Raw genomic sequence first — 24,161 nt, forward strand, 5'->3', positions numbered from 1 at the left:
TCCAAAAATGCAGCCGTGAGTAGACATCCATGGACGTGGCCTACGCGCTGAACCGCGATAGCCTCAAGCCGCTGCCGCAGCCCTGCAAACAGCTTTAACTCTTGTTGGCCAGCAACCCCGGCACCGCGTGCAGCAAGGCGTTGATGGCGAAACCGATGAACATTACCCCGCAAATCCGGGTAATTGCCAGCTCATGACGCTGATACAACGTGCGCACCCGACGAGCGCCCACAATGCCAATCAGAATAGCGTATGCCAAAACGCCACCAAGGAAACTCAAAAAGATCAGCCATGGCAACATCGACCACTGCAGCAGCTCGGCGCGGCTGGACAACAGGGCGGTAAAGGTCGCCACCGCCACCGGATAAGCCTTGGGGTTGGTCAGGCCAAACATGATCCCGTGCCAGAACGGTTGCCGCGCCGCGCCCTGGGGCGCATCGCCATTGCTGCGACGGCTGCGGATTGCCCGCATGCCCAGCCAAAACAGGTACAGGCCGCTCAGCACGCCGAGCACATCAAAGGCACTGCTGCCAATTTCCCGCGCACCGACAATGGCAATCAACGCGGTACTGCACCAGACCACATCGCCCAGCAGGTGGCCACACAGAAACCCCGCCCCGGCCCGCCGCCCTCGGGCCGCCCCGATGCCAAACACCGCGAGCACACCCGGTCCCGGGGTGATGCCGTAGATAAAGCCGGAAGCCAGGACGGCGAGTAACAAAGATGAAGTCATGCGGTAAAGCTCCATGTCGGGCTGCAGCGGGCTTTTGTATCACAAGGTTTTGCCATGGCTGAAACCCTAAATATGCAGAGCAGCATGGCCGCCGGTCTTACCTGCCCTTGGCCCGGCTTACAGGCCCTGCAGCTCTTTGGGCAGCACATACTGGCGCCCGTCATAACGCAACGTCGTCGACACCGTATGGCCCACGATGTCCTTGGACTGGCAATCATCATTGTCCACGCTGTTCTGCGTGCCGGTGGTCACCGATCTGACGATCAGGTCAGCGAAGCCGTGGCTGCTGGTCTTGGCCAGGTCCAGGGTGCGTTTGGTGCGGCTGAATTCGCCGGCGCAGCGGGTATCCCATTCGCCATTGCTGGACTCGATCACCAATTGCTCGAGGACCGGGCGCAAGGTGTTGCCTTCGCGCACGTACAGCGACAGCACGGCTTGTTCGAACGGATTGGCTCGCGATGACCCGGTGAAGCCGGCACGCACACCGAATGCACGCAGGTCGGAGGTGAGTTTGTAGCGGGCGGTGTCGATGCTCAGGCCATCGAAGCGCACGGCGTCGGAGCTGTACACCGAGGCCTGGGCGTAACGGGCCAGGGGTTTGCCATCGATGTTGGAGACCACCGCCAGTTTCAGGTCGTACATGCCGGTGCCATCGGGGGCATCGCTCAAGGTCGGGTCGGGCTCGATCTGCGACAGCGCGGTAATCGTCTGGCCATCGTAGGCTGGCCAGTCCTTGCACACCGAGTACCCCGGCACGCCCTCGGGCAATGGCGGCAGCGAGCACTCGCCATAAGCTTGGGTCGCACCCAGCGCGCCACTCATTGCCACACAGCCCAGCCAGCGGTATTTCAAGGTCATTCCCTGTTCCTTGTGTCCATTGAAGTGAAAAAACTCAGCCGTGCACTATCGCCTGAGCGATCTGCCGATTCAACCAGTTCAACGCCTGGTCACCGCCCCGACGCACATGCCAGGCCAGGACGAAGCTGAACGAGGGGATCGGAAATGGCGGTGGCACGACCCTTGAGTGCGGTTGATCGACACCCTGCAAGCCACGGGCGGCCACGGTGAGAATCAAATCGGTCCCGACGATCAACTGCGGGGCCACGCTCCAGTGCGGCAGGCTGACCGCCACGTGGCGACGCTGGCCGATGGCGGTCAGCGCCCGCTCGATCTCCGGGGTGCCACTGCCGCGCATCTCCAGCAACACGTGGGGCCGGGCCAGGTAGGTCGGCAAATCCAGCACGCCACTGGCCGGCAAGCGCCGGGCGTCCACCAGGCACACGAACTGCTCTTCAAACAGCGGCGTGCAGCGCAGCTCATGGGGCAGTTCGGGAAAGACTCCGGCCGCCAGGTCGATGTCGCCGTTGAGCACGCCATCCAGCATGCCTTCGCGGCTGGCGTGGCTGATCTGCAGGTCGATCCCCGGCGCCTTCTGGCGCAAGCGCGCGATCAAGCCGGGCAGGACGATGGCCGCGCCGTAGTCGGACATCGCCAGGCGGAACCGGCGTTTGGCCGAGGCTGGGTCGAAGGTATTGGGTGCCAGCAAGGCCTGGACGCTGGCCAGTGCCTCCCTGAGGGGCGCCATCAGCTCCAGCGCGCGCGGAGTGGCTACCAGGCCGGCCCCGGCGCGCACCAGCAGCGGATCGCCGAGCATCTCGCGCAGGCGCGCCAGGGCATGGCTGACAGCCGGTTGGCTGAGGTGCAGACGTTCTGCCGCACGGGTCACGTGCTGCTCGCTGAGCAAGGCGTCGAGGGTCACCAGCAGGTTCAAATCGATACGGCGCAGATCATTCATCTGATGCATGTTCTTGATGATTAATCGGAATTTCAATCTGCGCGACGAATCACCTAGAGTCCAGTAAAACCTCTTGGAGAGATGCTTATGAGTACCGTGCAGTGGGCCGGTTTGTCGGTGCTGGCTGTGGTCGCCGGCGCCGTGGTGCCCTTTCAGAGCGCAATCAACACCAACCTCAGCCGCGGCCTGGGGCACCCGTTGTGGGCCACCCTCGCCTCGCTGCTGGTGAGTGTGCTGATATTGCTGCCGGTGATGATCAGCCTGCGCCTGCCGCTGCCATCGCTGGGGTTTATCAGCAAGGCGCCGTTGTGGGTGTGGGCCGGGGGCGCCTTTGGCGTATGTTTTATCGCCCTGGCCCTGATGCTGCTGCCCAAACTCGGCGCATCAGGCTTTATCGCCCTGGCCCTGGCTGGGCAAGTAGTGGCATCGTTGGTGCTTGATCACTTCGGGCTGTTCGGGCTGGTGGAGCGGCATCTGACGTTGCCGCGCCTGCTGGGTGCCGTGCTGCTGATAGCCGGGGTGGCGTTGATTCAGTTCAGCGCCTCCCCGGGCCGCTCCCTGGTGACCTCCGGCTAAGGCCCCTCGGAATCAGAACGCGCTACGGAAGATTTCCTCGATCTGCCGCTGATCCGCCGCCCGCGGGTTGGTCAGGCCACAGGCATCCTTGAGGGCGTTGGCGGCGAGGATCGGGATGTCTTGCAGCTTGGCCCCGAGGTCACGCAAACCGGTGGGGATGTCCACGTCCCTGGCCAGTGTGCGGATTGCCACGATCGCCGCCTGGGCGCCCTCCTCCGGGCTGCAGCCCTGGGTGTCCACGCCCAGCGCCTGCGCCACTACGGTCAGGCGTTCGGCGCAGACTGTGGCGTTGAAACTTTGCACATGGGGCAGCAGCACCGCATTGCACACGCCGTGGGGCAAGTCGTAGAAACCACCCAATTGGTGCGCCATGGCATGCACGAACCCCAGGGACGCGTTGTTGAACGCCATACCTGCCAGGAATTGCGCATAGGCCATGTTTTCCCGGGCCAGCAAGTCATTGCCGTCCCGCACCGCCACGCGCAGGTTGAGGCTGATCAGCTCGATGGCTTTCAGGGCGCAAGCGTCGGTGATCGGGTTGGCGGCGGTGGAGACGTAGGCCTCGATCGCGTGGGTCAGGGCGTCCATGCCGGTGGCGGCGGTCAGCGACTTGGGCATGGCCACCATCAACGCCGGATCGTTGACCGACAACAGCGGCGTGACGTTGCGGTCGACGATGGCCATTTTCACGTGCCGCGCTTCGTCGGTGATGATGCAGAAACGGGTCATCTCGCTGGCAGTACCGGCCGTGGTGTTGATCGCAATCAGCGGCAGTTGCGGCTTGGGTGACTGGTCGACACCTTCGTAGTCACCAATCTGCCCGCCATTGGTGGCGCACAGGGCGATGCCCTTGGCGCAGTCATGGGGCGAGCCACCGCCCAGGGACACCACGAAGTCACACTCGCTGCGCTGCAGCATCGCCAGGCCGGCTTGCACGTTGGCGATGCTGGGGTTGGGCTTGGCCCCGTCGAAAATCACCGACTCGATGTCCTGCAGCGCCAGCTTTTCCGCGATCAACGCCGCCACGCCGGCCTTGGCCAAGCCGCTGTCGGTGACAATCAACGCCTTGGAAAATCCGTACTTGCCAATGGCGTCCATGGCTTCGTCAAGACAGCCGATGCCCATGATGTTGACGGCAGGAATGAAGAATGTGCTGGTCATGGCGAGTCCTCTGCAAGTGGGCCGAACCGAGCTTTGGCGTCGGCGGATACCCCAAGGATCAACCCATCGCGCCCCGTGCATCTTGATCTGGCTCAACAGCCGGTCGTGATAAAGTCTGCGCCCTGTCCCCCACCTGCTTGAGATGACTGACGCAATGAGCGATTTCCAGGATGTTGATCCCCACTTAGAAGACTGGAACGCGTTGCGTGCAACCACCCCGTTCAGCGCCCTGCTGGTGGGAAACGGCGCCAGCCGCGCGGTGTGGGACGACTTCGGCTACGACTCGCTGTTCGAAAACGCCTGCAGCGTCGAAGAAAAACCCCTGAGCCAGTCCGAGCTCAGCGTGTTCGACGCCCTGCACACCCGCAGTTTCGAGCAGGTGCTCAGCGCCCTGAAAACCACCAGCCGGGTCAACAAGGCCCTGGCGGTCAGCTCGGCGGCACCGCGCAATCGCTACTACGCGATCAAGGAAGCGCTGATCAACACCGTGCACGCGGTGCATATCCCCTGGCGCCTGGTGCAAGCCTCGAGCCTGGTGAGCATCAGCCAAGAGCTGGGCCGCTATCGGACGGTCTTCACCAGTAACTACGACCTGCTCAATTACTGGGCGATCCAGCACCAGGGCGCGGCCATCGACGATCTGTTCCAGGGCAGCGAGCCGCGCTTCGAACTGAGCGCCAGCGCCACTGACAAAACCCGCCTGCTGTACCTGCACGGTGGCCTGCACCTGGTGCGCAACCAGGATGGCACCGCCCGCAAGCTGACCTCCACCGAAGGCACATTGCTGGGCTGCTTTGCCATCAACAACACGCTCAAAACCCTGGATGACGTGCCGCTGTTCGTCAACGAAGGCAGCAGCGAAGACAAGCTCAAGACCATCCGCAGCTCGGATTACCTGTCGTTCTGCTACGACCAGTTGCTGCAGCAGCACGACGCCTTGTGCATCTTTGGCCACAGCCTCGGCAAGCAGGATGCGCACCTGGTCCACGCCTTGTGCCAGGCGAAACCAAAAACCCTGGCGATCTCGATTTATCCGCGCAGCGCGGCGTTTATCCAGAGCCAGAAGCGTCACTACGGGAAGCTGTTTGCAGACACCGGGGTGGCACTGCGCTTTTTTGATTCCAAGACCCACGCCTTGGGCAGTCCGAGCCTTTCAGTGCCGGTCGAGGTCTAGGCTGAAAGCATCGCGAGCAAGCCCGCTCCCACATTGGCAGGCGCTGGCTTGCCCGCGACGGGGTGCCGGTTTCGGCCAGACGAGACGCGTTGTCGTTGACCTCCATCACGCGCAAGCAGAACGCCGTCCGGCTGCTGCTCCAGAGGGTTTCACAGCACCGGCAGGGTCTTGTCCTTGATGACCGTGGTCGGGCCGTTGGTCTTGACGCTGGCAATGCCCTTGTCCCGCGCGGCCTCCGAGGAATAGGCCTCGCTGCTGCCGATGACCTGATGGTTGGCAGCCTTGAGGTTGAAGTAAGGATGCCCGTCCTTAGTGGACTTTTTCTCGTAGCGCTCATCCAGCGGGCTATTGCTCTGGACCGAAGCAATGCCACCCTCGGCGGCCGCCCGGGTGGTGTACAGCTCGCTGGTGAGAATGGTTTCAGCATTGGCCGCTTTCAGCACAAAGCGGAACTGACCATTGCTGCTTTTACTCAACTCGTACCATCCGGACATGCTGGTGCTCCTTGGCGATTAAAAGATTGCGCGCTTCAGAGTAAAGACCACGCCGCCCTACTTCACCACCGCGCGCACCACCGACAACTCCGGCGAGCCGCTGCGCCGCTGGCTCAGGTAACGGGTGCAACTGACCCGCAGGAACGAGGCGAAGTTCACCACTTCGCCGCGGTAATCCATCACCTCTTCATAGAGCTTGGCGACCAACTGGTTGGTGGTCATGCCGTCGACCTCGGCGATTTCGCTGAGGATGTCCCAGAACTGGTTCTCCAGGCGCAGCGTGGTCACCACCCCACAGATACGCAGCGAGCGCGAGCGTGACTCGTACAAAATCGGATCGGCTTTGACGTACAGCTCGCACATGGACAGGCCTCTATTTACAAGGTGATGGTCGTGCCCAGCAGGCCGAGGAAACCGGCCAGCCAGCTTGGGTGGGCCGGCCAGGCCGGCGCCGTGGCCAGATTGCCCTGAACGTGGCCTTGGGTCACGGGGATATCGATGAACGTGCCACCGGCCAGGCGCACTTCCGGGGCACAGGCCGGGTAAGCGCTGCATTCACGCCCTTCCAGGATGCCCGCCGCCGCCAGCAACTGCGCGCCATGACAGACCGCGGCAATCGGCTTGCCGGCCTGGTCGAAGGCGCGCACCAGTTGCAGGACTTTCTCATTCAGGCGCAGGTACTCCGGCGCACGCCCGCCCGGTACCAGCAGGGCGTCGTAATCGGCGGCCTCGACCTGGGCAAAGTCGAAGTTCAGGGCAAACAGGTGACCGGGCTTTTCGCTGTAGGTCTGGTCGCCTTCGAAGTCATGAATCGCCGTACGCACGGTCTGCCCGGCAGTCTTGTCCGGGCACACCGCATGCACCGTGTGACCGACCATCAGCAGCGCCTGGAACGGCACCATCACTTCGTAGTCTTCGACGTAATCGCCAACCAGCATCAGAATCTTTTTTGCAGCCATGGGGAGGACTCCTCTGGGTACAACGTGGGCAGAAAGAGTGTTTAAGGTAGTCCTAATCCCAGAGGCTGGGTAACACCCCGCTACTACGGTGCCTGCAACTGTACGGATAAGTCCGTGCCTAGCTGTTCCAGCGCAATCGCCCGGCTTTGTGGCTAGATGAAGACACTTCCCGCCACCTTCGACTCTGGTTGCCGTTATGTCCTCGCGCGAAAACACCGGCATGGCCCTGGGCCTGCTGGGCGTCATCATCTTCAGCCTGACCCTGCCCTTCACCCGGATCGTGGTGCAAGAGCTGCACCCCTTGCTCAACAGTCTGGGGCGCGCCCTGTTCGCCGCCATTCCGGCCGCGGCGCTGCTGCTCTGGCGTCGAGAAAAGTGGCCGACCTGGAAGCAGATCAAGGGCCTGACTCTGGTGATTGCCGGGGTGATACTCGGTTTTCCGGTGCTCTCGGCCTGGGCCATGCAAACCTTGCCGGCGTCCCATGGGGCGCTGGTCAATGGCTTGCAACCGCTGTGCGTGGCGCTGTACGCCGCGTGGCTGTCCCATGAGCGCCCCTCAAAAGCTTTCTGGGCCTGCGCTGCGCTGGGCAGTGCGCTGGTGTTGGGCTACGCGCTGATCAGCGGCGCAGGCAGCATTCAGGCGGGTGACTTGCTGATGCTCGGCGCCATTGCCGTGGGCGGCCTGGGGTACGCCGAGGGCGGGCGGCTGGCCAAGGAGATGGGGGGCTGGCAGGTGATCTGCTGGGCCCTGGTGCTGTCGACACCGCTGTTGATCGGCCCGGTGCTGTACCTGGCCCTGCAGCATCAAGGTGCGGTCAGCGCCAGGACCTGGTGGGCCTTTGGCTACGTCTCGCTGTTCTCGCAGTTCCTGGGCTTTTTTGCCTGGTACGCCGGGTTGGCCATGGGGGGGATTGCCCGAGTCAGTCAAATCCAGTTGCTGCAGATCTTCTTCACCATCGCGTTTTCAGCGCTGTTCTTCGGTGAGCACATCGAACCCATTACCTGGCTGTTTGCCGCCGGAGTGATCGTCACGGTGATGCTGGGCCGCAAGACCGCGATCAATGTAGGAGCGAGCTTGCTCGCGAAGGGGCCGTAACAATCAACATCGATGTTGAATGTCAGTCCGCCATCGCGGCTCTCCCCCACAGAATCACGGGGTCACAGGTAGCCATCAGCCCGCAGCAAGGTTTCCAGGCAATGTTCGCTGATGTGGTAGAACGCCTTGAGTTCCTCGATCTTTTGCAGCAGCGGGGCCGGGTCCACCGGCTCGGCGCGCTTGACCGCGAGGATCATCTTGTTTTTGTTGGTGTGGTCCAGTGAGATGAACTCGAACACCTTGGTCTCGTAACCGCAGGCTTCGAGGAACAACGCACGCAAGCTGTCGGTGACCATTTCTGCCTGCTGGCCCAGGTGCAGGCCGTATTGCAGCATCGGTTTGAGCAGCGCCGGGCTCTGGATCTGCAGGCGGATCTGTTTGTGGCAGCACGGCGAGCACATGATGATCGACGCTCCGGAACGGATGCCCGTGTGGATCGCGTAGTCGGTGGCAATGTCGCAGGCATGCAGGGCAATCATCACGTCCAGCTTGCTCGGCGCCACGCTGCGCACGTCGCCGCACTTGAACACCAGCCCCGGGTGCTGCAGCTTGGCCGCCGCGGCATTGCACAGGTTGACCATTTCCTCGCGCAGCTCGACCCCGGTCACTTCGCCCTCGGCCTTGAGGGTGTTGCGCAGGTAATCGTGAATGGCAAAGGTCAGGTAGCCCTTGCCCGAGCCGAAGTCCGCCACGCGCACCGGTTTGTCCAGCGCCAGTGGCGAGGAGGTCAGGGCATGGCTGAAGACCTCGATGAACTTGTTGATCTGCTTCCACTTGCGCGACATCGCCGGGATCAGCTCGTGCTGCTTATTGGTCACCCCAAGGTCGGCGAGGAACGGTCGGCTGAGGTCCAGGAAGCGGTTTTTCTCGCGGTTATGTTCGGCCGATGGCACTTCGCGCAGTTGCTGGGGTTTGCTCTTGAACAGCGAGCTCTTGCCCTTCTTGCTGTATTCAAGTTGCGCCTCATCGGTCAGCGACAGCAGGTGCGCGTTCTTGAACGACACCGGCAACAGTTCGGCAATCGCCGCTACGCCATCGGCCAGGGAGAAGTTCTTGGTGATGTCGCGAGTCTTGTAGCGGTAGACGAAGGACAGGCACGGCTGCTCCTTGACCGTCAGTTGCTTGATGATGATGCGCTGCAGGTCCGCTTCGTCGCCGACGTACTTGGCCAGCACCAGCTTGATGAAGGCGTTCTGCGCCAGGCTGCTGCTCAACAGCTCGATGAATTGCCCGTGATGATCAGGCGTGAGGCTGGCGGGAGTTGCGGTGACGGACATGGAAAAAGCGCCTCGGGGGGTGCGAATCAGGAAATGGCGGGTATTTTAGGGGGGATGGCCCGTCGGGACACGCAGTAATTTACCCAACGGTGCCCCGCACCCAACAATCAGCCCAGCACCACCAGGCGGTTCGGCAGCTCATTGCGCGCATGGGTCACCGGCACATGCACCTTGAGCAGCTCGCCACAGGCCTCGATGCAGGTCACGAATCCCTGCAAGGTCTGGCCCTGTTTCACCTGCTGGGTGAAAGCCGCGACGATGGCGTCCCAACGGCTGTTGTCCAGGCGGCTGGAAATACCCTCGTCCACCAGGATTTCCACGTAGCGCTCGGCCTCGCAGACAAAAATCAGGATGCCGGTACTGCCCACGGTGTGGTGCAGGTTCTGCTCCAGGAACTGCCGGCGCGCCAGGTTCGACGCTCGCCAGTGCCGCACGGAACGCGGAATCAGCCGGGTGGTGATCTTCGGCAGACGAAACAGTAGGCAGAACACAATGAAGGTCGCCCACTGCGCCAGCAGCAAGGTGTACATGCTCATCCAGCCGAACAGGTAATGAATGATCCCCGGCACCACCAGTGCCAACAGGCTGGCCCACAGCAAAGGGATGTAGGCGTAGTCGTCGGCCCGGGCCGCCAGCACGGTCACCAGCTCCGCGTCGGTCTGTTGTTCGACCTTGGCGATCGCTTCGGCGACCTGGCGTTGTTCGTGTTCGCTCAGTAATGCCATGGTTGCAGATGCTCTTGAGTTATTGTCATTACCAGCCGCCCGAGGCCCCGCCACCGCCGAAACCACCACCGCCACCTCTGAAGCCACCGCCACCGCCTCCCCCGCCGCCACGTCCACTGCTGCTGAGAATGGCGAGAAGAATCGCGCCCACTGGTAACCCCATGCGATTGCACAACCACAACACGATCAGCAGCAGCACGAAGAAGCCGATGGAGAACGCCGGATTTTCCTTGGCAAAATTGGCGTCCGCCACATGGGCCGGTACAGCCAGCGGGTCGCCGCCCACCACCTGCAGCATCGCCGCGACACCGTCGCTGATGCCTTTGCTGTAGTTGCCGCTCTTGAATGCCGGCGCGATCACCTGGTTGATGATCACCCAGGACTGCGCGTCGGTCAGCACGCCTTCCAGGCCATAGCCGACTTCGATGCGCAATTTGCGCTCATCCCGGGCGACGATCAGCAATGCGCCGTTGTCCTTGCCCTTCTGGCCGATCCCCCAGTGGCGGCCCAATTGATAACCGTAGTCCTCGATGGGCAGGCCTTGCAGGTCGGGTACGGTGACCACCACGATCTGGTCGCCGCGGGTCTGCTCCAGCGCCTGCAACTGTTGAGTCAGTTGTTCGCGTACAGCCGGGTCGATCATCTGGGCGGCGTCTACCACCCGGCCAGTCAGCGCGGGAAACGTCAGCGCCGCCTGGACGGTGGTCACACATGCCAGGAGCCACAGCGCCAGGCCTATCCGTAATACACGCATCGACACCTCATTGAAGCGTAATCAGAACTTCACTTGCGGTGCTTTGTCGGCGTCGGGGCTGGTGGCCTCGAAGGTCTCGCGGATCGGCAGGTCGCTGTACATCACGCTATGCCACAGGCGACCGGGGAAGGTGCGGATCTCGGTGTTGTAGGCCTGCACGGCCGCGATAAAGTCACGACGGGCCACGCTGATGCGGTTTTCCGTGCCTTCCAGCTGGGATTGCAAGGCCAGGAAGTTTTGGTTGGCTTTGAGGTCCGGATACCGTTCGGACACCACCATCAAACGGCTGAGCGCACCGCTCAAGCCATCTTGGGCCTGTTGGAACTGTTTGAGTTTTTCCGGATTGTCCAGGGTGCTGGCGTCCACCTGGATCGAGGTGGCCTTGGCTCGCGCTTCGATCACGGCGGTCAGGGTGTCCTGTTCATGCTTGGCATAGCCCTTGACCGTTTCCACCAGGTTGGGAATCAGGTCGGCGCGCCGCTGGTACTGGTTCTGCACTTGCGACCAGGCCGCCTTGACCTGCTCGTCGAGGGTAGGAATGGTGTTGATGCCGCAGCCGGCCAGAACCGAGGTCAGCAGCATCACAACCGTGACTTGCCAGGCCGAACGATAGCGTTGTTGTACATTCATGTCAGTGATGCTCCTGATGGAAATAGACCGGCAGCCTTCAATTGAACCTCTGGGGACTTAATCTGCCCCCGCCACTGGATTGCATCTCGCCAATCGGCTAAAAGATGCCCAGCGCGAACAAAGAGTTCCGAAGTGTGCTGCATTTACCCACACAACAATAGTCGCTCCCTAAATTTTGGCTGACCCGATGCGTATCGCTGACCGTCGTTTTAGCGTTTGAGAAAACTATTCATGAAGAAGCTGTGTTTGCTGAGCCTGGCCATCGGCCTGGTCAGTCACTCGGTAATGGCCGATACCACGCCTGCCCCCATTGAGAACAAGGACGCGTTCGTCAGCAACCTGATGAAGCAGATGACCCTGGACGAAAAGATCGGCCAGTTGCGCCTGATCAGCATCGGCCCGGAAATGCCCCGCGAGATGATCCGCAAGGAAATCGCCGCCGGTAACATCGGAGGCACGTTCAACTCCATCACTCGCCCGGAAAACCGGCCGATGCAGGACGCGGCCATGCGCAGCCGGCTGAAGATCCCGATGTTCTTCGCCTATGACGTGATCCACGGCCACCGCACGATTTTCCCGATTCCCCTGGCCCTGGCCTCGAGCTGGGACATGGACGCCATTGGCCTGAGCGCGCGCATTGCCGCCAAGGAAGCCGCCGCCGACAGCCTCGACATCACCTTCGCGCCAATGGTCGATATCTCCCGCGATCCTCGCTGGGGCCGCACCTCCGAAGGGTTCGGCGAAGACACCTACCTGGTGTCACGCATTGCCCAGGTGATGGTCAAGGCCTACCAGGGCACCGGCCTGATCGGCGCCGACAACATCATGGCCAGCGTCAAGCACTTCGCCCTGTACGGCGCGGTCGAAGGCGGGCGTGACTACAACACCGTCGACATGAGTCCGGTGAAGATGTACCAGGACTACCTGCCACCGTACCGCGCGGCCATCGACGCCGGCGCAGGCGGGGTGATGGTGGCACTGAACTCGATCAACGGCATTCCAGCCACGGCCAACCTGTGGCTGATGCAGGACCTGCTGCGCAAGGAGTGGGGCTTCAAGGGCCTGGCGGTGAGTGACCACGGCGCGATTTTCGAGTTGATCAAGCACGGCGTGGCCCGCGACGGTCGCGAAGCGGCGAAGCTGGCGATCAAGGCCGGCATCGCCATGAGCATGAACGACACCCTATACGGCAAGGAACTGCCAGGCTTGCTGAAGTCCGGCGAGATCGAGCAGAGCGACATCGACAATGCCGTGCGTGAAGTGCTGGGCGCCAAGTACGACATGGGCCTGTTCCGGGACCCGTACCTGCGCATCGGCAAGGCCGAGGATGACCCGGTCGACACCTATGCCGACAGCCGCCTGCACCGTGCCGAAGCCCGGGACGTGGCGCGCCGCAGCCTGGTGTTGCTGAAGAACCACAACGAAACCCTGCCGCTGAAGAAAACCGCGAACATTGTCCTGGTCGGACCGCTGGCCAAGGCGCCGATCGACATGATGGGCAGTTGGGCCGCCGCCGGGCGTCCGGCGCAATCGGTGACGCTGTTCGACGGCATGACCCGCACCCTCGGCAACCAGGCCACCCTGCGTTATGCCCGAGGCGCCAACATCACCTCGGACAAGAAAGTCGTCGACTACCTGAACTTCCTCAACTTCGATGCCCCGGAAGTGGTCGATGACCCACGTTCGGCGCAGGTGCTGATCGATGAAGCGGTGAAAGCCGCGCAGCAGGCCGATGTGATTGTGGCCGCCGTGGGCGAGTCCCGGGGCATGTCCCACGAATCCTCGAGCCGCACCGACCTCAACCTTCCCGCCAACCAGCGCGAGCTGATCAAGGCGCTCAAGGCCACCGGCAAACCCTTGGTGCTGGTGCTGATGAACGGCCGGCCGCTGACCATTCTCGAGGAGAACGAACAAGCCGACGCCATCCTTGAAACCTGGTTCAGTGGCACCGAAGGCGGCAATGCCATCGCCGATGTACTGTTCGGCGACTACAACCCGTCCGGCAAGCTGCCAATCAGCTTCCCGCGTTCGGTGGGGCAGATTCCGACCTACTACAACCACCTGACCATCGGCCGTCCGTTCACGCCGGGCAAGCCGGGCAACTACACCTCGCAGTACTTCGATGACACCACCGGCCCGCTCTACCCGTTCGGTTATGGCCTGAGCTACACCCAGTTCAGCCTGTCGGAGATGGCGCTGTCGTCGACCACGCTGAACAAGACCGGCAAGATCGACGCCAGTGTGACGATCAAGAACACCGGCAAGCGTGACGGCGAAACCGTGGTGCAGTTGTACATCCAGGACGAGACCGGGTCGATGATCCGCCCGATCAAGGAGCTCAAGGACTTCCAGAAAGTGCTGCTCAAGGCCGGCGAACAGAAAGTCGTGCATTTCAGCATCGAAGAGGACGACCTGAAGTTCTACAACACCCAGCTCAAGTACGCAGCCGAACCTGGCAAGTTCAACGTGCAGATCGGCCTGGATTCAGAGGCGGTGACGCAGCAGAGCTTCGAATTGCTCTGACCGCAAAGGCAACATCACCCTGTGGGAGCCGGTCTGCTCCCACAGGGGTTCTGGGTGTTGGCAAGGCTGGGCTTCAGCCCCGCCGATCCAGCAGGTTCACCACCACCCGATCCACCCATCCCCACATCCGCTGCTTGATCCGACGCCACAATGGCCGGCGTTGCCATTCCTCCAGACTGACCTGTTGGCTCAGGGTGAAGTCCCGCTCGAAACTCGCCGCTACCGCCTGGGTCAGGCCAGTGTCGAGGGCCTCAAGGTTGGCTTCCAGATTGAAGCGCAGGTTCCAGTGATCGAAATTGCAGGAGCCAATGCTCACCCAGTCATCCACCAGAACCATTTTCAGGTGCAGGAAACACGGCTGGTACTCGAAGATTTTTACCCCTGCCTTGAGCAACCGCGGGTAATAACGATGCCCGGCATACCGCACCGAAGGGTGATCGGTGCGTGGTCCGGTCAGCAGCAGGCGCACATCGATGCCCCGGGCGGCGGCCTTGCGCAAGGAGCGGCGGATTTTCCAGGTCGGCAAGAAATACGGAGTCGCCAGCCAGATCCGCCGCTGGCCGCTGTTGAGGGCACGGAACAGCGATTGCAGAATGTCGCGGTGCTGGCCGGCGTCGGCGTAGGCCACCCGGCCCATCCCTTCTCCCATCGGCGGCACCCGGGGCAGGCGCGGCAGACCGAAGTCCGAGGCCGGCTTCCAGGCGCGACGGTGGCGGTTGGCAAGCCATTGGCGATCGAACAGCGCCTGCCAGTCGTGCACCAGCGGGCCGCTGATTTCCACCATCACCTCATGCCATTCGCTGCTGTCGTGGCCCGGCGTCCAGAACTCATCCGTGACCCCGGTGCCACCGACCACCGCCAGCGCCTGGTCGACCAACAGTAGCTTGCGGTGGTCGCGGTACAGGTTGCGCACCCAGCGGCGCCAGCTCAGGCGGTTGTACAGGCGCAGCTCGACGCCGGCCTCGCTCAGGCGACGGCGCAAGCCCAGGGTGAAGGCCAGGCTGCCATAGTCATCGAACAGGCAGCGCACCCGCACGCCGCGCTCGGCGGCCTGCACCAGTGCTTGCACCATGGCCTCGGCGCAGGCACCCGCCTCCACCAGGTAGAGTTCCAGTTCGACCTGGTCCCGGGCATTGGCAATCGCCTGCAACATGCGCGGGAAGAACTGCGGGCCGTCGATCAGCAATTCAAAGCGGTTGCCGTCACGCCACGGGAACACCGCGCCGGCCATGTCAGCGCGCCGTGAAAATCAGTACCGCGCCCACCGGTACCGACAGACTGATGGCCGCCAGGTCGGCCAGCTTGCGCAGCCGTTCCAGCCCGGGCACCAGGTCGAAATCCGCGGCGCTGATCACCACCGGCTCCAGGGTCACCACCTGGAAGCGCCGATCATCGAGGCGGGTCGCCAGCAGCTCGGCGTCGTAGCGATGCTGTTTGCCGTGCAGGCTGACGGTCAATGGCAGGCGCAATTCCAGCTGCGCCCCGGGGGCCAGGTCGTTGATCGGCCGCAGGTCGATCTGGGTGGTGATCAACGCGTCGGGAAACGACTCGATCTCGAACAGCTCCTTGCGCATGCGCTCATCACGCAGCGGGATGCCACTGTTGATCGAGTCCAGCTCGACTTCGACTTGCGCCAGGCCCTTGGGATCGACCTTGCCGTGCAGCACCAAAAAGCGCTGGACCTCGGAGCCATGGGTGTTCTTGGTGGAGATAAACGACAGGCGTGAGGACTCGCCGTCCAGGTACCAATTGGCCTGGGCCGACGCGGCGCAGCCGGCCAGCAGCGAGAACGCGACTGCTTTATAGAGGGAGCGGTTGAACATAGACACTCGTGGGGCCGATAAACCTGAACGAACCTTAACTGGCCCGGTGCCGATTGCAAACCTAGAAGATCAAGGAAACAGCCGACAGCCCTCGCGCACACCCAGCCAACGGGCGGTGTGCGTGCGTCCCAGGCCGCTGGCCGTGACCTGCTTGTGCTCGAGGTCATCGACAAAACCGCTGATGGGCAGGTACTGCTTGACGTACCCCTGGCAATACGGCGCCGACTGACCGGCCACATAACGACAGGAGCAGTACTCCTTGGCGGTGTAGGCGCTGAGGATGTCGGGGAACGCCGATAAGGCCACCCGCTGCTGCCAGCCCCAACCCAGTAACAGCACTATCAGCACCAGCAGCAGGCTGAGCAGCGGCCGGCGCCGCACAAGATTCCGGGTCATGGCCATACCTGCGCTGGGAAGGCGGCCTGGACCCGCTTGAGCAATTCGTTGTGGCGGTAACTGCCATCACGATCATCGGCATACCGCACGATCACCAGGTTCTCTGCGGGCAGCACGTACAGCGCCTGCCCCCAATGGCCCAAGGCGGCGAAGCTGTCGGGTGGCACGTCGGGCCAGGGCCGCGGCGCCCCCTCCACCGCGCGATTGAGCCACCAATGGCCGCCCGGTACGGCAGCATCCTGATTGGCCTGGTAGTGGGCGAAGGGCTGGAGGTTGAAGGCGACCCACTCGGCTGGCAACAACTGGCGCTCGCCCCAACGGCCCTGGCGCTGCATCAGCAGACCGATGCGTGCCAGGTCACGGGCGGTCATGTAGGCGTAGGAGGAGGCGACAAAGGTGCCCGTGGCGTCGCGCTCCCACACCGCGCTGCGAATGCCCAGGGGTTCGAACAGTGCGGTCCAGGGATAGTCAGCGTAACGCTGGGCACCCAGGATGTTTTTCAGCGCCGCAGACAGCAGGTTGCTGTCGCCACTGGAATAACGAAAGTGCTGCCCGGGTGCGCCGAATGCCGGATGCGCGGCGGTGAAGCCCGCCATATCGGTGTGCCCGCGGGTGTACAGCATGGCCACCACCGATGAGTTCAAGGGGGCGTATTCATAGTCTTCCTGCCAGTCCAGCCCTGACGCCCAGTGCAGCAGATCGGCGAAGCTGATCCGCGGATGGGGCATCAAGGCAGGTAAGAACGTCGCCACCGGGTCCTGCAAGGTGAACCGGCCTTCGCCATAGGCCACGCCCAGCACGGCGGCCATCAGGCTTTTGCTGACCGACCAAGTCAGGTGCGGGGTGTCGGCCGTCGTGCCGCCGGCGTAACGCTCATAGACCAGTTGGCCGTCGCGGATCACCAGCAAGGCATCGGTGCGGATGCCCGCGCGGGTGACCTCGTCTCGGTCGGCAAAGGCGTAGTCCTCCAGCGCTGCCAGCGCCGGAGCACTACCGGGTGGACCTGGCGCCCATTGCTCGGCGGGCCAGTTCTGTGCAGTCACCGTGCAACTGCACAACACCATCAACAGCAGGGACACGCCTTTGAACATGGTAGGGGCTCGGCAGGAAGAACCTGCTGAGCCTAGTCCAGATAGGTGACAATTCTACAAGGGCCCCGCCAACGCCTTGGCCAAGCGCTTGGCCCGTGCGCCCGCTGCCAGGTCGAGCACCGCACGATCGCGCGTCCACGCGCTCGCCCACTGTGGCGGGCCATCGGCAAAGGCTTCATCCAGCGCGCCCTGCAAGCCGTCGAACTGGGCGAACAGGCCACCGAGCAGGACATGCCCGGCGCTGCTGTTGGGCGGTTGCCGGCTGACCTCGGCGCACCCGGCCAGCAGCGCCAGCAACTTCAGTTGCAGGGCCTGCGGCCAGTCGCTGTCCTGGCCGACGCCATAGAGCCAGGCGCACAGGGCGCTGAGCACATACAGGTCTTCCAGGGTGCGGAAGGGTTTGACGTAGGCATCCCAGCCATCGCCGGCCAGCCGTTCGCACAAGGCGCCATCAAGCAACAGCCGGCCGTGGCTGATGTCCGGCATCAAGGGGATGGCGGGCAGTTTCTCCAGGCGCACTCCCGGTTCACCGGGATACACCACCGCCAGGCTCAAGCGCGGGGACTGGCCCGGCTCTTCGCTGCGAGCGGCAATCAGCAGCCAGTCCGCCGCGTCGCCGGCGGTGACGAAATCCTTGCGCCCGCTCAGGCGCAGATCACTCAGGCGGGTTTGCATGTCCGCCGGGCGCAGGCTGCGCTGTTCGGTCGCACACAACGCCCCGAGGCTCAGGGGGGCGCTGGGCCACAACATGCGCAAGGCAGCCTGGTAACCCACCAGAAATGCCCAGCCGGGTGTGGCCATCAAACGTGCGCCGCGCACGGCCAATTCGAACGGCGTCACCGCCCCCAAGGTTTCCAGCAGTCGGGCGTAACCCTCGGCCAGGTCGGGGTTTGCGGGCAATCGTGTGCGGCAGTTCAACAGGGCTTGCCAAGGCATATACGGCTCCTCAAGGGCTGTCATACAAGCATCACCAAAGCTTCATGGCGATGACACCGGGGCTACATAGCCTGACTTTGCACAACAAAGTCGATCGACTGCAACCCACGACGGGTGAGCAGCCCGTACGGAGATTCGCCATGACCCAGATCGCCTGCATCCGCGACACCGGCACTGAACGCCGCCTGCAAGCCGAACGCCTGATCGGTGCCGAGGCCCTGCAGCAAGCCCAGGCCCTGCGCTTCAATGTCTTTAGCGGTGAGTTCAACGCCAAGCTCAAAGGCGCGGAAGTGGGTCTGGACATGGATGACTACGATGTTCACTGCAGCCACATCGGCGTGCGGGACCTGAACACCGGACACCTGGTGGCGACTACCCGCCTGCTCGACCACACGGCGGCGAGCAGCCTGGGGCGTTTCTACAGTGAAGAGGAATTCAGCCTGCATGGCCTGGTGCACCTGCAAGGACCGATCCTGGAAATCGGCCGCACCTGCGTCGACCCGGCATACCGCAACGGCGGCACCATCGCCGTGCTGTGGGGAGAACTGGCCGAAGTCCTGAACCAGGGTGGCTACAGTTACCTGATGGGCTGCGCGAGCATTCCGATGCAGGACGGCGGGATCCAGGCCCACGCGATCATGCAGCGCCTGCGCGAGCGCTACCTGTGCACCGAGCACCTGCGCGCCGAACCGAAAAAGCCGCTGCCCAGCCTCGACATCCCGTCCAACGTGATTGCCGAAATGCCGCCCTTGCTCAAGGCCTACATGCGCCTGGGCGCGAAGATCTGTGGCGAGCCGTGCTGGGACGAAGACTTCCAGGTCGCCGATGTGTTCATCCTGCTCAAGCGCGATGAGCTGTGCCCACGGTACGCCAAGCACTTCAAGGCGGCCGTGTAATGAGCCGCTTGCGGGTGTACGCGCGGGTGGCCAGGGTGTTGATGGTGGTGGCGCTCGGCTTGAGCATGGCCTGTGTATTCGGCCTGTTCGAGCGCTTGGGGGTGGCCAACTCGATGCTGCGGCGCCAACGCTGGTCGCGGTTTTTCATGAAGCGCTTGAGCCGCGCCCTGCCCTTTCGCGTGACGGTGCACGGGCAATTGCCGCACCAACCGATGCTCTGGGTCAGTAACCACGTATCCTGGACCGACATTCCCCTGCTGGGCATGCTTACCCCGCTGTCTTTCCTGTCCAAGGCCGAAGTGCGCACCTGGCCGGTCGCCGGCTGGCTCGCTGCCAAGGCCGGCAGCCTGTTCATCCGGCGCGGCGCGGGCGACAGCCAGTTGATTCGCAAGCAGATGAGCCGCCACCTGCAACAGCAACATCCGCTGCTGATGTTCCCCGAAGGCACCACCACCGATGGTCGCTCGCTGCGCACCTTCCACGGCCGCCTGCTCTCGGCCGCCATCGACGCCGATGTCGCCCTGCAACCGGTGGCGATCCGTTACCTGCGCGACGGGCAGCTCGACCCCCTGGCCCCCTTCATCGGCGATGACGACCTGCTGTCGCACCTGATGCGCCTGTTCGCCCATGATCAGGGCGACGTACACATCCACCTGCTCAAGCCCATAACCTGTCACGGCCAGGAACGCGCCGCCCTGGCGTTTGCCGCCCAGCAAGCGGTGCACAACGCCTTGTTTGGTGAAGTGGCACAACCGGCACGACCAAGACCTGCGGGTGAGTTGATCGCGGCCTGAGCCCCAAAAGCCTCAAGGGGTACGCAGGTGCTGCGCCGCAAACTGCTGCAGTTCTGGATAGAACAACCGAAAGTCCTCGCTCAGCGGCTCATACAAGCGTTCCAGCTCCTGCATCGCGGCGGCCAGTTCTTCGGGACGTGACAGGCGCCGCGAGATCCCCCGCAGCACCGGGTCGAGCACCGCAAACTCGCGGTACGAGCCCAACCAGTCATCCGCCGCCATAGAGGGCGCGATCTGCGCCAGGCGCCCCGGCAACTGCGGTTCGGCGGCGAGCACCCGGTACACGTCCGCAGTGAAGGTCGGCAGCGACGAATCGGCATAGAGCGCCCAATCCCGTGCTAGGCAATGGTCGAAAAACACGTCGAGCACGATCCCGGCATACCGCCGTCGGGTCAGGCTGAAACGCGACAACGCGACGTCCACCAAGCCATGGCGGTCGGTAAACACATCGATTTGTCGATGCAGGGTGATGGCGTCCTCGATCTCCGCAGGAAACTGCCCTTGCAGCCGGCCTTTGACAAAATCGCCGTACAAACTGCCGAGCCATTGACCAGGACGCTGGCCACCGAGGTGAAGATGTGCGAGATAGTTCATAGCGCGTAGCTTAGCACCGCGCCTCATATATCGTTATAACTCGATATACCGATTTAAGCTGACCTCAGATCAAAATCATATTGATATATCGCGAAGTACCGATTTAAAGTTCGCCTCATCGCGATATAACGTTTTACCCAATTCGAGCACTGCCATGTCCACCATCGACCTCGACGAAATAATAAAAGCCCTGGCACACCCCGTACGACGAGACATCCTCAACTGGCTGAAAGACCCCGCAACCCAGTTCCCCGATCAGGAACACAGCACCGACTTCGGCGTTTGCTGCGGGCAAATCGATCAACGCTGCGGCCTGTCGCAGTCCACCGTCTCCGCGCACCTGGCGACCCTGCACCGGGCCGGCCTGATCCGCAGCCAGAAAGTCGGCCAATGGCATTTCTACAAACGAAATGAGGAAACCATCCAGGCGTTCCTCGACACCTTAGGCAAAGAGCTCTGAGGAGCTCGACAAGGACTCTACCCATGCCCCTCTCGCTCCTCATCCTGGCCTTGAGCGCCTTCGCTATCGGCACCACCGAGTTCGTCATCATGGGCCTGTTGCCCGATGTGGCGGCCGACCTCGGTGTGTCGATTCCCGGCGCCGGCTGGCTGGTGACCGGTTACGCCCTGGGTGTGGCCATTGGTGCGCCGTTCATGGCCCTGGCCACCGCCAAACTGCCGCGCAAGGCTGCGCTGGTAGCGTTGATGGGGATTTTCATCGTCGGCAACCTGCTCTGCGCCCTGGCCACCGACTACAACGTACTGATGTTTGCCCGGGTGGTCACTGCCCTCTGCCACGGGGCGTTTTTCGGCATTGGCTCGGTGGTGGCGGCAGGCCTGGTGCCGGCCAACAAGCGCGCTTCGGCCGTGGCCCTGATGTTCACCGGCCTGACCCTGGCCAACGTGCTCGGCGTCCCGCTGGGCACCGCGCTCGGTCAACAAGCCGGCTGGCGTTCGACCTTCTGGGCGGTGACCGTGATCGGCGTGGTCGCCCTGATCGGCCTGATCCGCTTCCTGCCGGCCAAGCGCGATGAAGAAAAACTCGACATGCGCGCCGAATTGCGAGCCCTCAAGGGCGCCGGGATCTGGCTGTCCCTGAGTATGACCGCGCTGTTCGCCGCGTCGGTGTTCACGTTGTTCACCTATGTCGCGCCGCTGCTGGGCGAAGTCACCGGTGTCTCGCCCCGCGGCGTGACCTGGACCCTGATGCTGATCGGCCTGGGCCTGACGGTCGGCAACATCATCGGCGGTAAGCTGGCTGACAAAGGCATGGCCGCCACGCTGATCGGCGTATTCATCTCGATGGCCGTGATCTCCACTGTGCTGACCTGGACCAGCGTTGCGTTGATTCCCACCGAAATCACCCTGTTCCTCTGGGCCACCGCGTGTTTTGCCGCGGTGCCGGCGCTGCAAGTCAACGTGGTGACCTACGGCAAGGCCGCACCGAACCTGGTGTCGACCCTGAACATCGGTGCCTTCAACATCGGCAACGCTCTCGGCGCCTGGGTCGGCGGCAGCGTGATCGCCCACGGTTTCGGCGTGACCCGCGTGCCCCTCGCAGCCGCGGCACTGGCGGTACTCGCCCTGCTGGTGACCCTGATTACCTTCCGCCAGGGCGGCGACGCCGAACTGGCTCCCGCGACCAACTGATCTGCCTACGAGCGCTATTACATGACGACTATTTTCGATCCGATCAAACTGGGCGACCTCGAGTTGGCCAACCGCATCATCATGGCCCCCCTGACCCGCTGCCGCGCCGACGAAGGCCGAGTGCCCAACGCCCTGATGGCCGAGTACTACGTACAACGCGCCTCCGCCGGGCTGATCCTCAGCGAAGCCACTTCGGTCACACCCATGGGCGTGGGCTACCCGGACACCCCGGGCATCTGGTCCAACGATCAGGTGCGTGGCTGGAGCAACGTGACCAAGGCCATCCACGGCGCCGGCGGCAAGATTTTCCTGCAACTGTGGCACGTGGGCCGGATTTCCCACCCCACCTACCTCAACGGTGAAACACCGGTCGCGCCAAGCGCCCTGCAGCCCAAAGGCCACGTCAGCCTGGTTCGCCCCCTCGCCGACTTCCCGACCCCACGCGCCCTGGAAATCGCCGAGATCGCCGACGTCGTCGACGCTTACCGGGTGGGTGCCGAGAACGCCAAGGCCGCAGGCTTCGACGGTGTCGAGATCCACGGTGCCAACGGCTATCTGCTCGACCAGTTCCTGCAAAGCAGCACCAACCAGCGCACGGACCACTACGGTGGTTCCCTGGAAAACCGCGCGCGCCTGCTGCTGGAAGTGACCGACGCCGCGATTGAAGTCTGGGGCCCTGGCCGCGTGGGTGTGCACCTGTCACCCCGTGCCGACCTGCATGACATGGGCGACGACAACCTGGCCGAAACCTTCACCTACGTAGCACGTGAACTGGGCAAGCGCGGTATCGCGTTCATCTGCTCGCGGGAAAAAGAAGCCGGCGACAGCCTCGGGCCACAGCTCAAGGCCGCCTTCGGTGGCCCGTACATCGTCAACGAGCGTTTCACCAAGGACAGCGCCAACGCCTGGCTGGCCAGCGGCAAGGCCGATGCCGTGGCATTCGGCGTGCCGTTCATTGCCAACCCGGACCTGCCTGCCCGCCTGAAAGCCGATGCACCGCTCAACGAAGCACGTCCGGAGCTGTTCTACGCCAAGGGACCGGTCGGCTACATCGACTACCCGACGCTCTAAGCCGTCACCCAAACTGCAAACGCCCTGGCACGAGCCGGGGCGTTTGCAGTTTGGGGTTTGCTCAACGTTTGCGCGGGCCGAAGGCTACCGCCAGGCCACTCAGGCAAATGACTGCGATCCCGACGATGGCGTAGCTGTCCGGGGTATGGTCGAAAATCAGGTAGCCGTACATCCCGGCAAACAGGATCTGCCCATAGCTGAACGGCGCCAGCATCGCCGGCGCCGCATGCCGGAAGGCCTGGGTCAGCAGCATGTGCCCCAGCATGCCGCAGGTGCCCAGGCCAATCATGAGCACGGCGTGGGGCCAGGTCGGGGTGCTCCAGAAAAATACCAGCAACGCGCTCATGATCAGGCTGTTGATGATACCGGTGAGAAAGTTACTGGTGGTCGGGCTGTCGATGCCGGTGAGCTTGCGGGTCAACAACTGGTAAAAGCCGAAACACAGTGCCGAGCACAGCGGCAATACGATGGTCGGGGTAAACAGCGCCCCGCCCGGGCGGATCACGATCAGCACCCCGACAAAACCGCCGAGCACCGCCAGCCACTGGCGGCGGGTCACGTGTTCGCCCAGCAGCGGTACCGACAGCGCGGTCACCAACAGCGGCGCGAGAAAGTTCACGGCAGTGGCTTCGGCCAACGGGATATAGCGCAACCCGGTGGTGAAAAACAGGCTGGTGCCGATCAGGCACATTGCCCGCAGAAACTGCAGCCCGGGACGCTTGGTGCGCACCACCGCGGAAAAACCACTACGCGGGACAAACACCACCAGCATCAACAGGGTGTGCACCACGTAACGCGCCCACACCACCATGACTATCGGATAAAAACCGGAGAGGTACTTGGACAGAGTGTCATGGCTGGCAAACAACAGCACGGCCAAGCAAATCAGGAGAATGCCCTTGACCGGTTGTTCGGCAGTCTTGAACAGCGGGTGGTTCACACTCATTCACACACTCGACACAATTTTCCTACAAAATACATAGCCCGCTATCTATCAAGCAGGCGAGTGTCCG

At 63.0% G+C, this 24,161-nt stretch carries 27 protein-coding genes; 9 read left to right on the forward strand and 18 right to left on the reverse strand.

Annotated features, from left to right (window positions below; genetic code table 11):
• Nucleotides 1-94: 94 nt before the first annotated feature.
• From AACY45_RS18890 to AACY45_RS18900, 3 genes are all read right to left on the reverse strand, one after another.
• Nucleotides 95-733, reverse strand: coding sequence for a LysE family translocator (locus tag AACY45_RS18890; protein WP_339546854.1), 639 nt, complete (start codon nt 731-733; stop codon nt 95-97).
• Nucleotides 734-850: 117 nt separating this feature from the next.
• On the reverse strand, nt 851-1,591 hold the full coding sequence (locus tag AACY45_RS18895; RefSeq protein WP_339546855.1) for a hypothetical protein: 741 nt from the start codon (nt 1,589-1,591) through the stop codon (nt 851-853).
• A 34-nt stretch (nt 1,592-1,625) separates the two neighbouring features.
• On the reverse strand, nt 1,626-2,537 hold the full coding sequence (locus AACY45_RS18900) for a LysR substrate-binding domain-containing protein (protein ID WP_339546856.1): 912 nt from the start codon (nt 2,535-2,537) through the stop codon (nt 1,626-1,628).
• A 78-nt stretch (nt 2,538-2,615) separates the two neighbouring features.
• On the opposite strand from AACY45_RS18900, the gene AACY45_RS18905 reads away from it, so the two are divergent.
• A complete protein-coding gene (locus tag AACY45_RS18905; protein ID WP_339546857.1) occupies nt 2,616-3,104 on the forward strand; it encodes a DMT family transporter in 489 nt (162 codons plus the stop codon).
• A gap of 12 nt (nt 3,105-3,116) precedes the next feature.
• Here AACY45_RS18905 and yiaY read toward each other — a convergent pair whose 3' ends face one another.
• Nucleotides 3,117-4,265, reverse strand: coding sequence for an L-threonine dehydrogenase (gene yiaY / locus AACY45_RS18910; RefSeq protein ID WP_339546858.1), 1,149 nt, complete (start codon nt 4,263-4,265; stop codon nt 3,117-3,119).
• Nucleotides 4,266-4,419: 154 nt separating this feature from the next.
• Here yiaY and AACY45_RS18915 point away from each other — a divergent pair, with 154 nt between their 5' ends.
• Nucleotides 4,420-5,439 (forward strand): DUF4917 family protein, encoded by a 1,020-nt coding sequence (locus AACY45_RS18915; RefSeq protein WP_339546859.1) that lies wholly within the window; start codon nt 4,420-4,422, stop codon nt 5,437-5,439.
• Nucleotides 5,440-5,588: 149 nt separating this feature from the next.
• Here AACY45_RS18915 and AACY45_RS18920 read toward each other — a convergent pair whose 3' ends face one another.
• The 3 genes from AACY45_RS18920 to AACY45_RS18930 are packed head-to-tail and all read right to left on the reverse strand — an operon-like array spanning nt 5,589 to nt 6,892.
• The gene (locus AACY45_RS18920) at nt 5,589-5,933 is read right to left on the reverse strand and encodes a YegP family protein (protein ID WP_095167075.1); all 345 of its coding nucleotides are present in this window, start codon (nt 5,931-5,933) and stop codon (nt 5,589-5,591) included.
• Between the two features lie 57 nt (nt 5,934-5,990).
• On the reverse strand, nt 5,991-6,296 hold the full coding sequence (locus tag AACY45_RS18925) for a ribbon-helix-helix domain-containing protein (protein WP_339546860.1): 306 nt from the start codon (nt 6,294-6,296) through the stop codon (nt 5,991-5,993).
• Nucleotides 6,297-6,310: 14 nt separating this feature from the next.
• Nucleotides 6,311-6,892 carry a DJ-1/PfpI family protein gene (locus AACY45_RS18930; protein WP_166592869.1) on the reverse strand — a complete coding sequence of 194 codons (582 nt, stop codon included), beginning with the start codon at nt 6,890-6,892 and terminating at the stop codon, nt 6,311-6,313.
• Between the two features lie 196 nt (nt 6,893-7,088).
• On the opposite strand from AACY45_RS18930, the gene AACY45_RS18935 reads away from it, so the two are divergent.
• The gene (locus AACY45_RS18935; protein WP_339546861.1) at nt 7,089-7,988 is read left to right on the forward strand and encodes a DMT family transporter; all 900 of its coding nucleotides are present in this window, start codon (nt 7,089-7,091) and stop codon (nt 7,986-7,988) included.
• Between the two features lie 62 nt (nt 7,989-8,050).
• Here the strand turns inward: AACY45_RS18935 and AACY45_RS18940 are convergent, their stop codons facing one another.
• The 4 genes from AACY45_RS18940 to AACY45_RS18955 form a co-directional block, all read right to left on the reverse strand.
• On the reverse strand, nt 8,051-9,265 hold the full coding sequence (locus AACY45_RS18940; protein ID WP_339546862.1) for a class I SAM-dependent methyltransferase: 1,215 nt from the start codon (nt 9,263-9,265) through the stop codon (nt 8,051-8,053).
• A 107-nt stretch (nt 9,266-9,372) separates the two neighbouring features.
• Complete coding sequence (locus tag AACY45_RS18945) at nt 9,373-9,990, reverse strand: TPM domain-containing protein (protein WP_339546863.1); 618 nt, start codon at nt 9,988-9,990, stop codon at nt 9,373-9,375.
• Nucleotides 9,991-10,018: 28 nt separating this feature from the next.
• Nucleotides 10,019-10,744 carry a TPM domain-containing protein gene (locus AACY45_RS18950; RefSeq protein WP_339546864.1) on the reverse strand — a complete coding sequence of 242 codons (726 nt, stop codon included), beginning with the start codon at nt 10,742-10,744 and terminating at the stop codon, nt 10,019-10,021.
• Between the two features lie 21 nt (nt 10,745-10,765).
• Entirely contained in the window at nt 10,766-11,374 is a 609-nt protein-coding gene (locus AACY45_RS18955) for a LemA family protein (protein WP_339546865.1), read from the reverse strand.
• Between the two features lie 231 nt (nt 11,375-11,605).
• On the opposite strand from AACY45_RS18955, the gene bglX reads away from it, so the two are divergent.
• The gene (gene bglX, locus AACY45_RS18960; RefSeq protein ID WP_339546866.1) at nt 11,606-13,897 is read left to right on the forward strand and encodes a beta-glucosidase BglX; all 2,292 of its coding nucleotides are present in this window, start codon (nt 11,606-11,608) and stop codon (nt 13,895-13,897) included.
• Between the two features lie 73 nt (nt 13,898-13,970).
• Here bglX and AACY45_RS18965 read toward each other — a convergent pair whose 3' ends face one another.
• The 5 genes from AACY45_RS18965 to AACY45_RS18985 form a co-directional block, all read right to left on the reverse strand.
• Nucleotides 13,971-15,128, reverse strand: coding sequence for a phospholipase D-like domain-containing protein (locus AACY45_RS18965; RefSeq protein ID WP_339546867.1), 1,158 nt, complete (start codon nt 15,126-15,128; stop codon nt 13,971-13,973).
• A gap of 1 nt (nt 15,129) precedes the next feature.
• Complete coding sequence (locus AACY45_RS18970) at nt 15,130-15,720, reverse strand: YceI family protein (RefSeq protein ID WP_339546868.1); 591 nt, start codon at nt 15,718-15,720, stop codon at nt 15,130-15,132.
• Nucleotides 15,721-15,789: 69 nt separating this feature from the next.
• Nucleotides 15,790-16,116 (reverse strand): amidase, encoded by a 327-nt coding sequence (locus tag AACY45_RS18975; protein ID WP_339546869.1) that lies wholly within the window; start codon nt 16,114-16,116, stop codon nt 15,790-15,792.
• Nucleotides 16,113-17,207 carry a serine hydrolase domain-containing protein gene (locus AACY45_RS18980; RefSeq protein ID WP_339546870.1) on the reverse strand — a complete coding sequence of 365 codons (1,095 nt, stop codon included), beginning with the start codon at nt 17,205-17,207 and terminating at the stop codon, nt 16,113-16,115. The genes AACY45_RS18975 and AACY45_RS18980 overlap by 4 nt, the downstream gene beginning before the upstream one ends.
• Before the next feature lie 54 nt (nt 17,208-17,261).
• On the reverse strand, nt 17,262-18,143 hold the full coding sequence (locus AACY45_RS18985; RefSeq protein ID WP_339546871.1) for an acyl-CoA dehydrogenase: 882 nt from the start codon (nt 18,141-18,143) through the stop codon (nt 17,262-17,264).
• A gap of 140 nt (nt 18,144-18,283) precedes the next feature.
• On the opposite strand from AACY45_RS18985, the gene olsB reads away from it, so the two are divergent.
• Both olsB and AACY45_RS18995 read left to right on the forward strand, forming a co-directional pair.
• Complete coding sequence (olsB, locus tag AACY45_RS18990; protein WP_339546872.1) at nt 18,284-19,039, forward strand: L-ornithine N(alpha)-acyltransferase; 756 nt, start codon at nt 18,284-18,286, stop codon at nt 19,037-19,039.
• Nucleotides 19,039-19,833 (forward strand): lysophospholipid acyltransferase family protein, encoded by a 795-nt coding sequence (locus AACY45_RS18995; protein WP_339546873.1) that lies wholly within the window; start codon nt 19,039-19,041, stop codon nt 19,831-19,833. Before olsB ends, AACY45_RS18995 begins: the two co-directional genes overlap by 1 nt.
• A gap of 12 nt (nt 19,834-19,845) precedes the next feature.
• Here the strand turns inward: AACY45_RS18995 and AACY45_RS19000 are convergent, their stop codons facing one another.
• On the reverse strand, nt 19,846-20,427 hold the full coding sequence (locus AACY45_RS19000; protein WP_339546874.1) for an acyl carrier protein phosphodiesterase: 582 nt from the start codon (nt 20,425-20,427) through the stop codon (nt 19,846-19,848).
• A gap of 154 nt (nt 20,428-20,581) precedes the next feature.
• Between AACY45_RS19000 and AACY45_RS19005 the strand changes: the two genes are divergently transcribed.
• The 3 genes from AACY45_RS19005 to AACY45_RS19015 are packed head-to-tail and all read left to right on the forward strand — an operon-like array spanning nt 20,582 to nt 23,148.
• Nucleotides 20,582-20,887, forward strand: a complete 306-nt coding sequence (locus tag AACY45_RS19005; protein WP_095167043.1) for an ArsR/SmtB family transcription factor — start codon at nt 20,582-20,584, stop codon at nt 20,885-20,887.
• Nucleotides 20,888-20,910: 23 nt separating this feature from the next.
• Nucleotides 20,911-22,077: an MFS transporter gene (locus tag AACY45_RS19010; RefSeq protein WP_339546875.1), complete on the forward strand. Its 1,167-nt coding sequence runs from the start codon at nt 20,911-20,913 to the stop codon at nt 22,075-22,077.
• 21 nt (nt 22,078-22,098) lie between these two features.
• Nucleotides 22,099-23,148 (forward strand): alkene reductase, encoded by a 1,050-nt coding sequence (locus tag AACY45_RS19015; RefSeq protein WP_339546876.1) that lies wholly within the window; start codon nt 22,099-22,101, stop codon nt 23,146-23,148.
• A 61-nt stretch (nt 23,149-23,209) separates the two neighbouring features.
• On the opposite strand, the gene AACY45_RS19020 is transcribed toward AACY45_RS19015, so the two are convergent.
• Nucleotides 23,210-24,094 carry a DMT family transporter gene (locus AACY45_RS19020; RefSeq protein ID WP_339546877.1) on the reverse strand — a complete coding sequence of 295 codons (885 nt, stop codon included), beginning with the start codon at nt 24,092-24,094 and terminating at the stop codon, nt 23,210-23,212.
• Nucleotides 24,095-24,161 lie beyond the last annotated feature (67 nt).

This window comes from Pseudomonas sp. RA_35y_Pfl2_P32 (assembly GCF_963970735.1).
In the GTDB taxonomy this organism is placed as follows: domain Bacteria; phylum Pseudomonadota; class Gammaproteobacteria; order Pseudomonadales; family Pseudomonadaceae; genus Aquipseudomonas.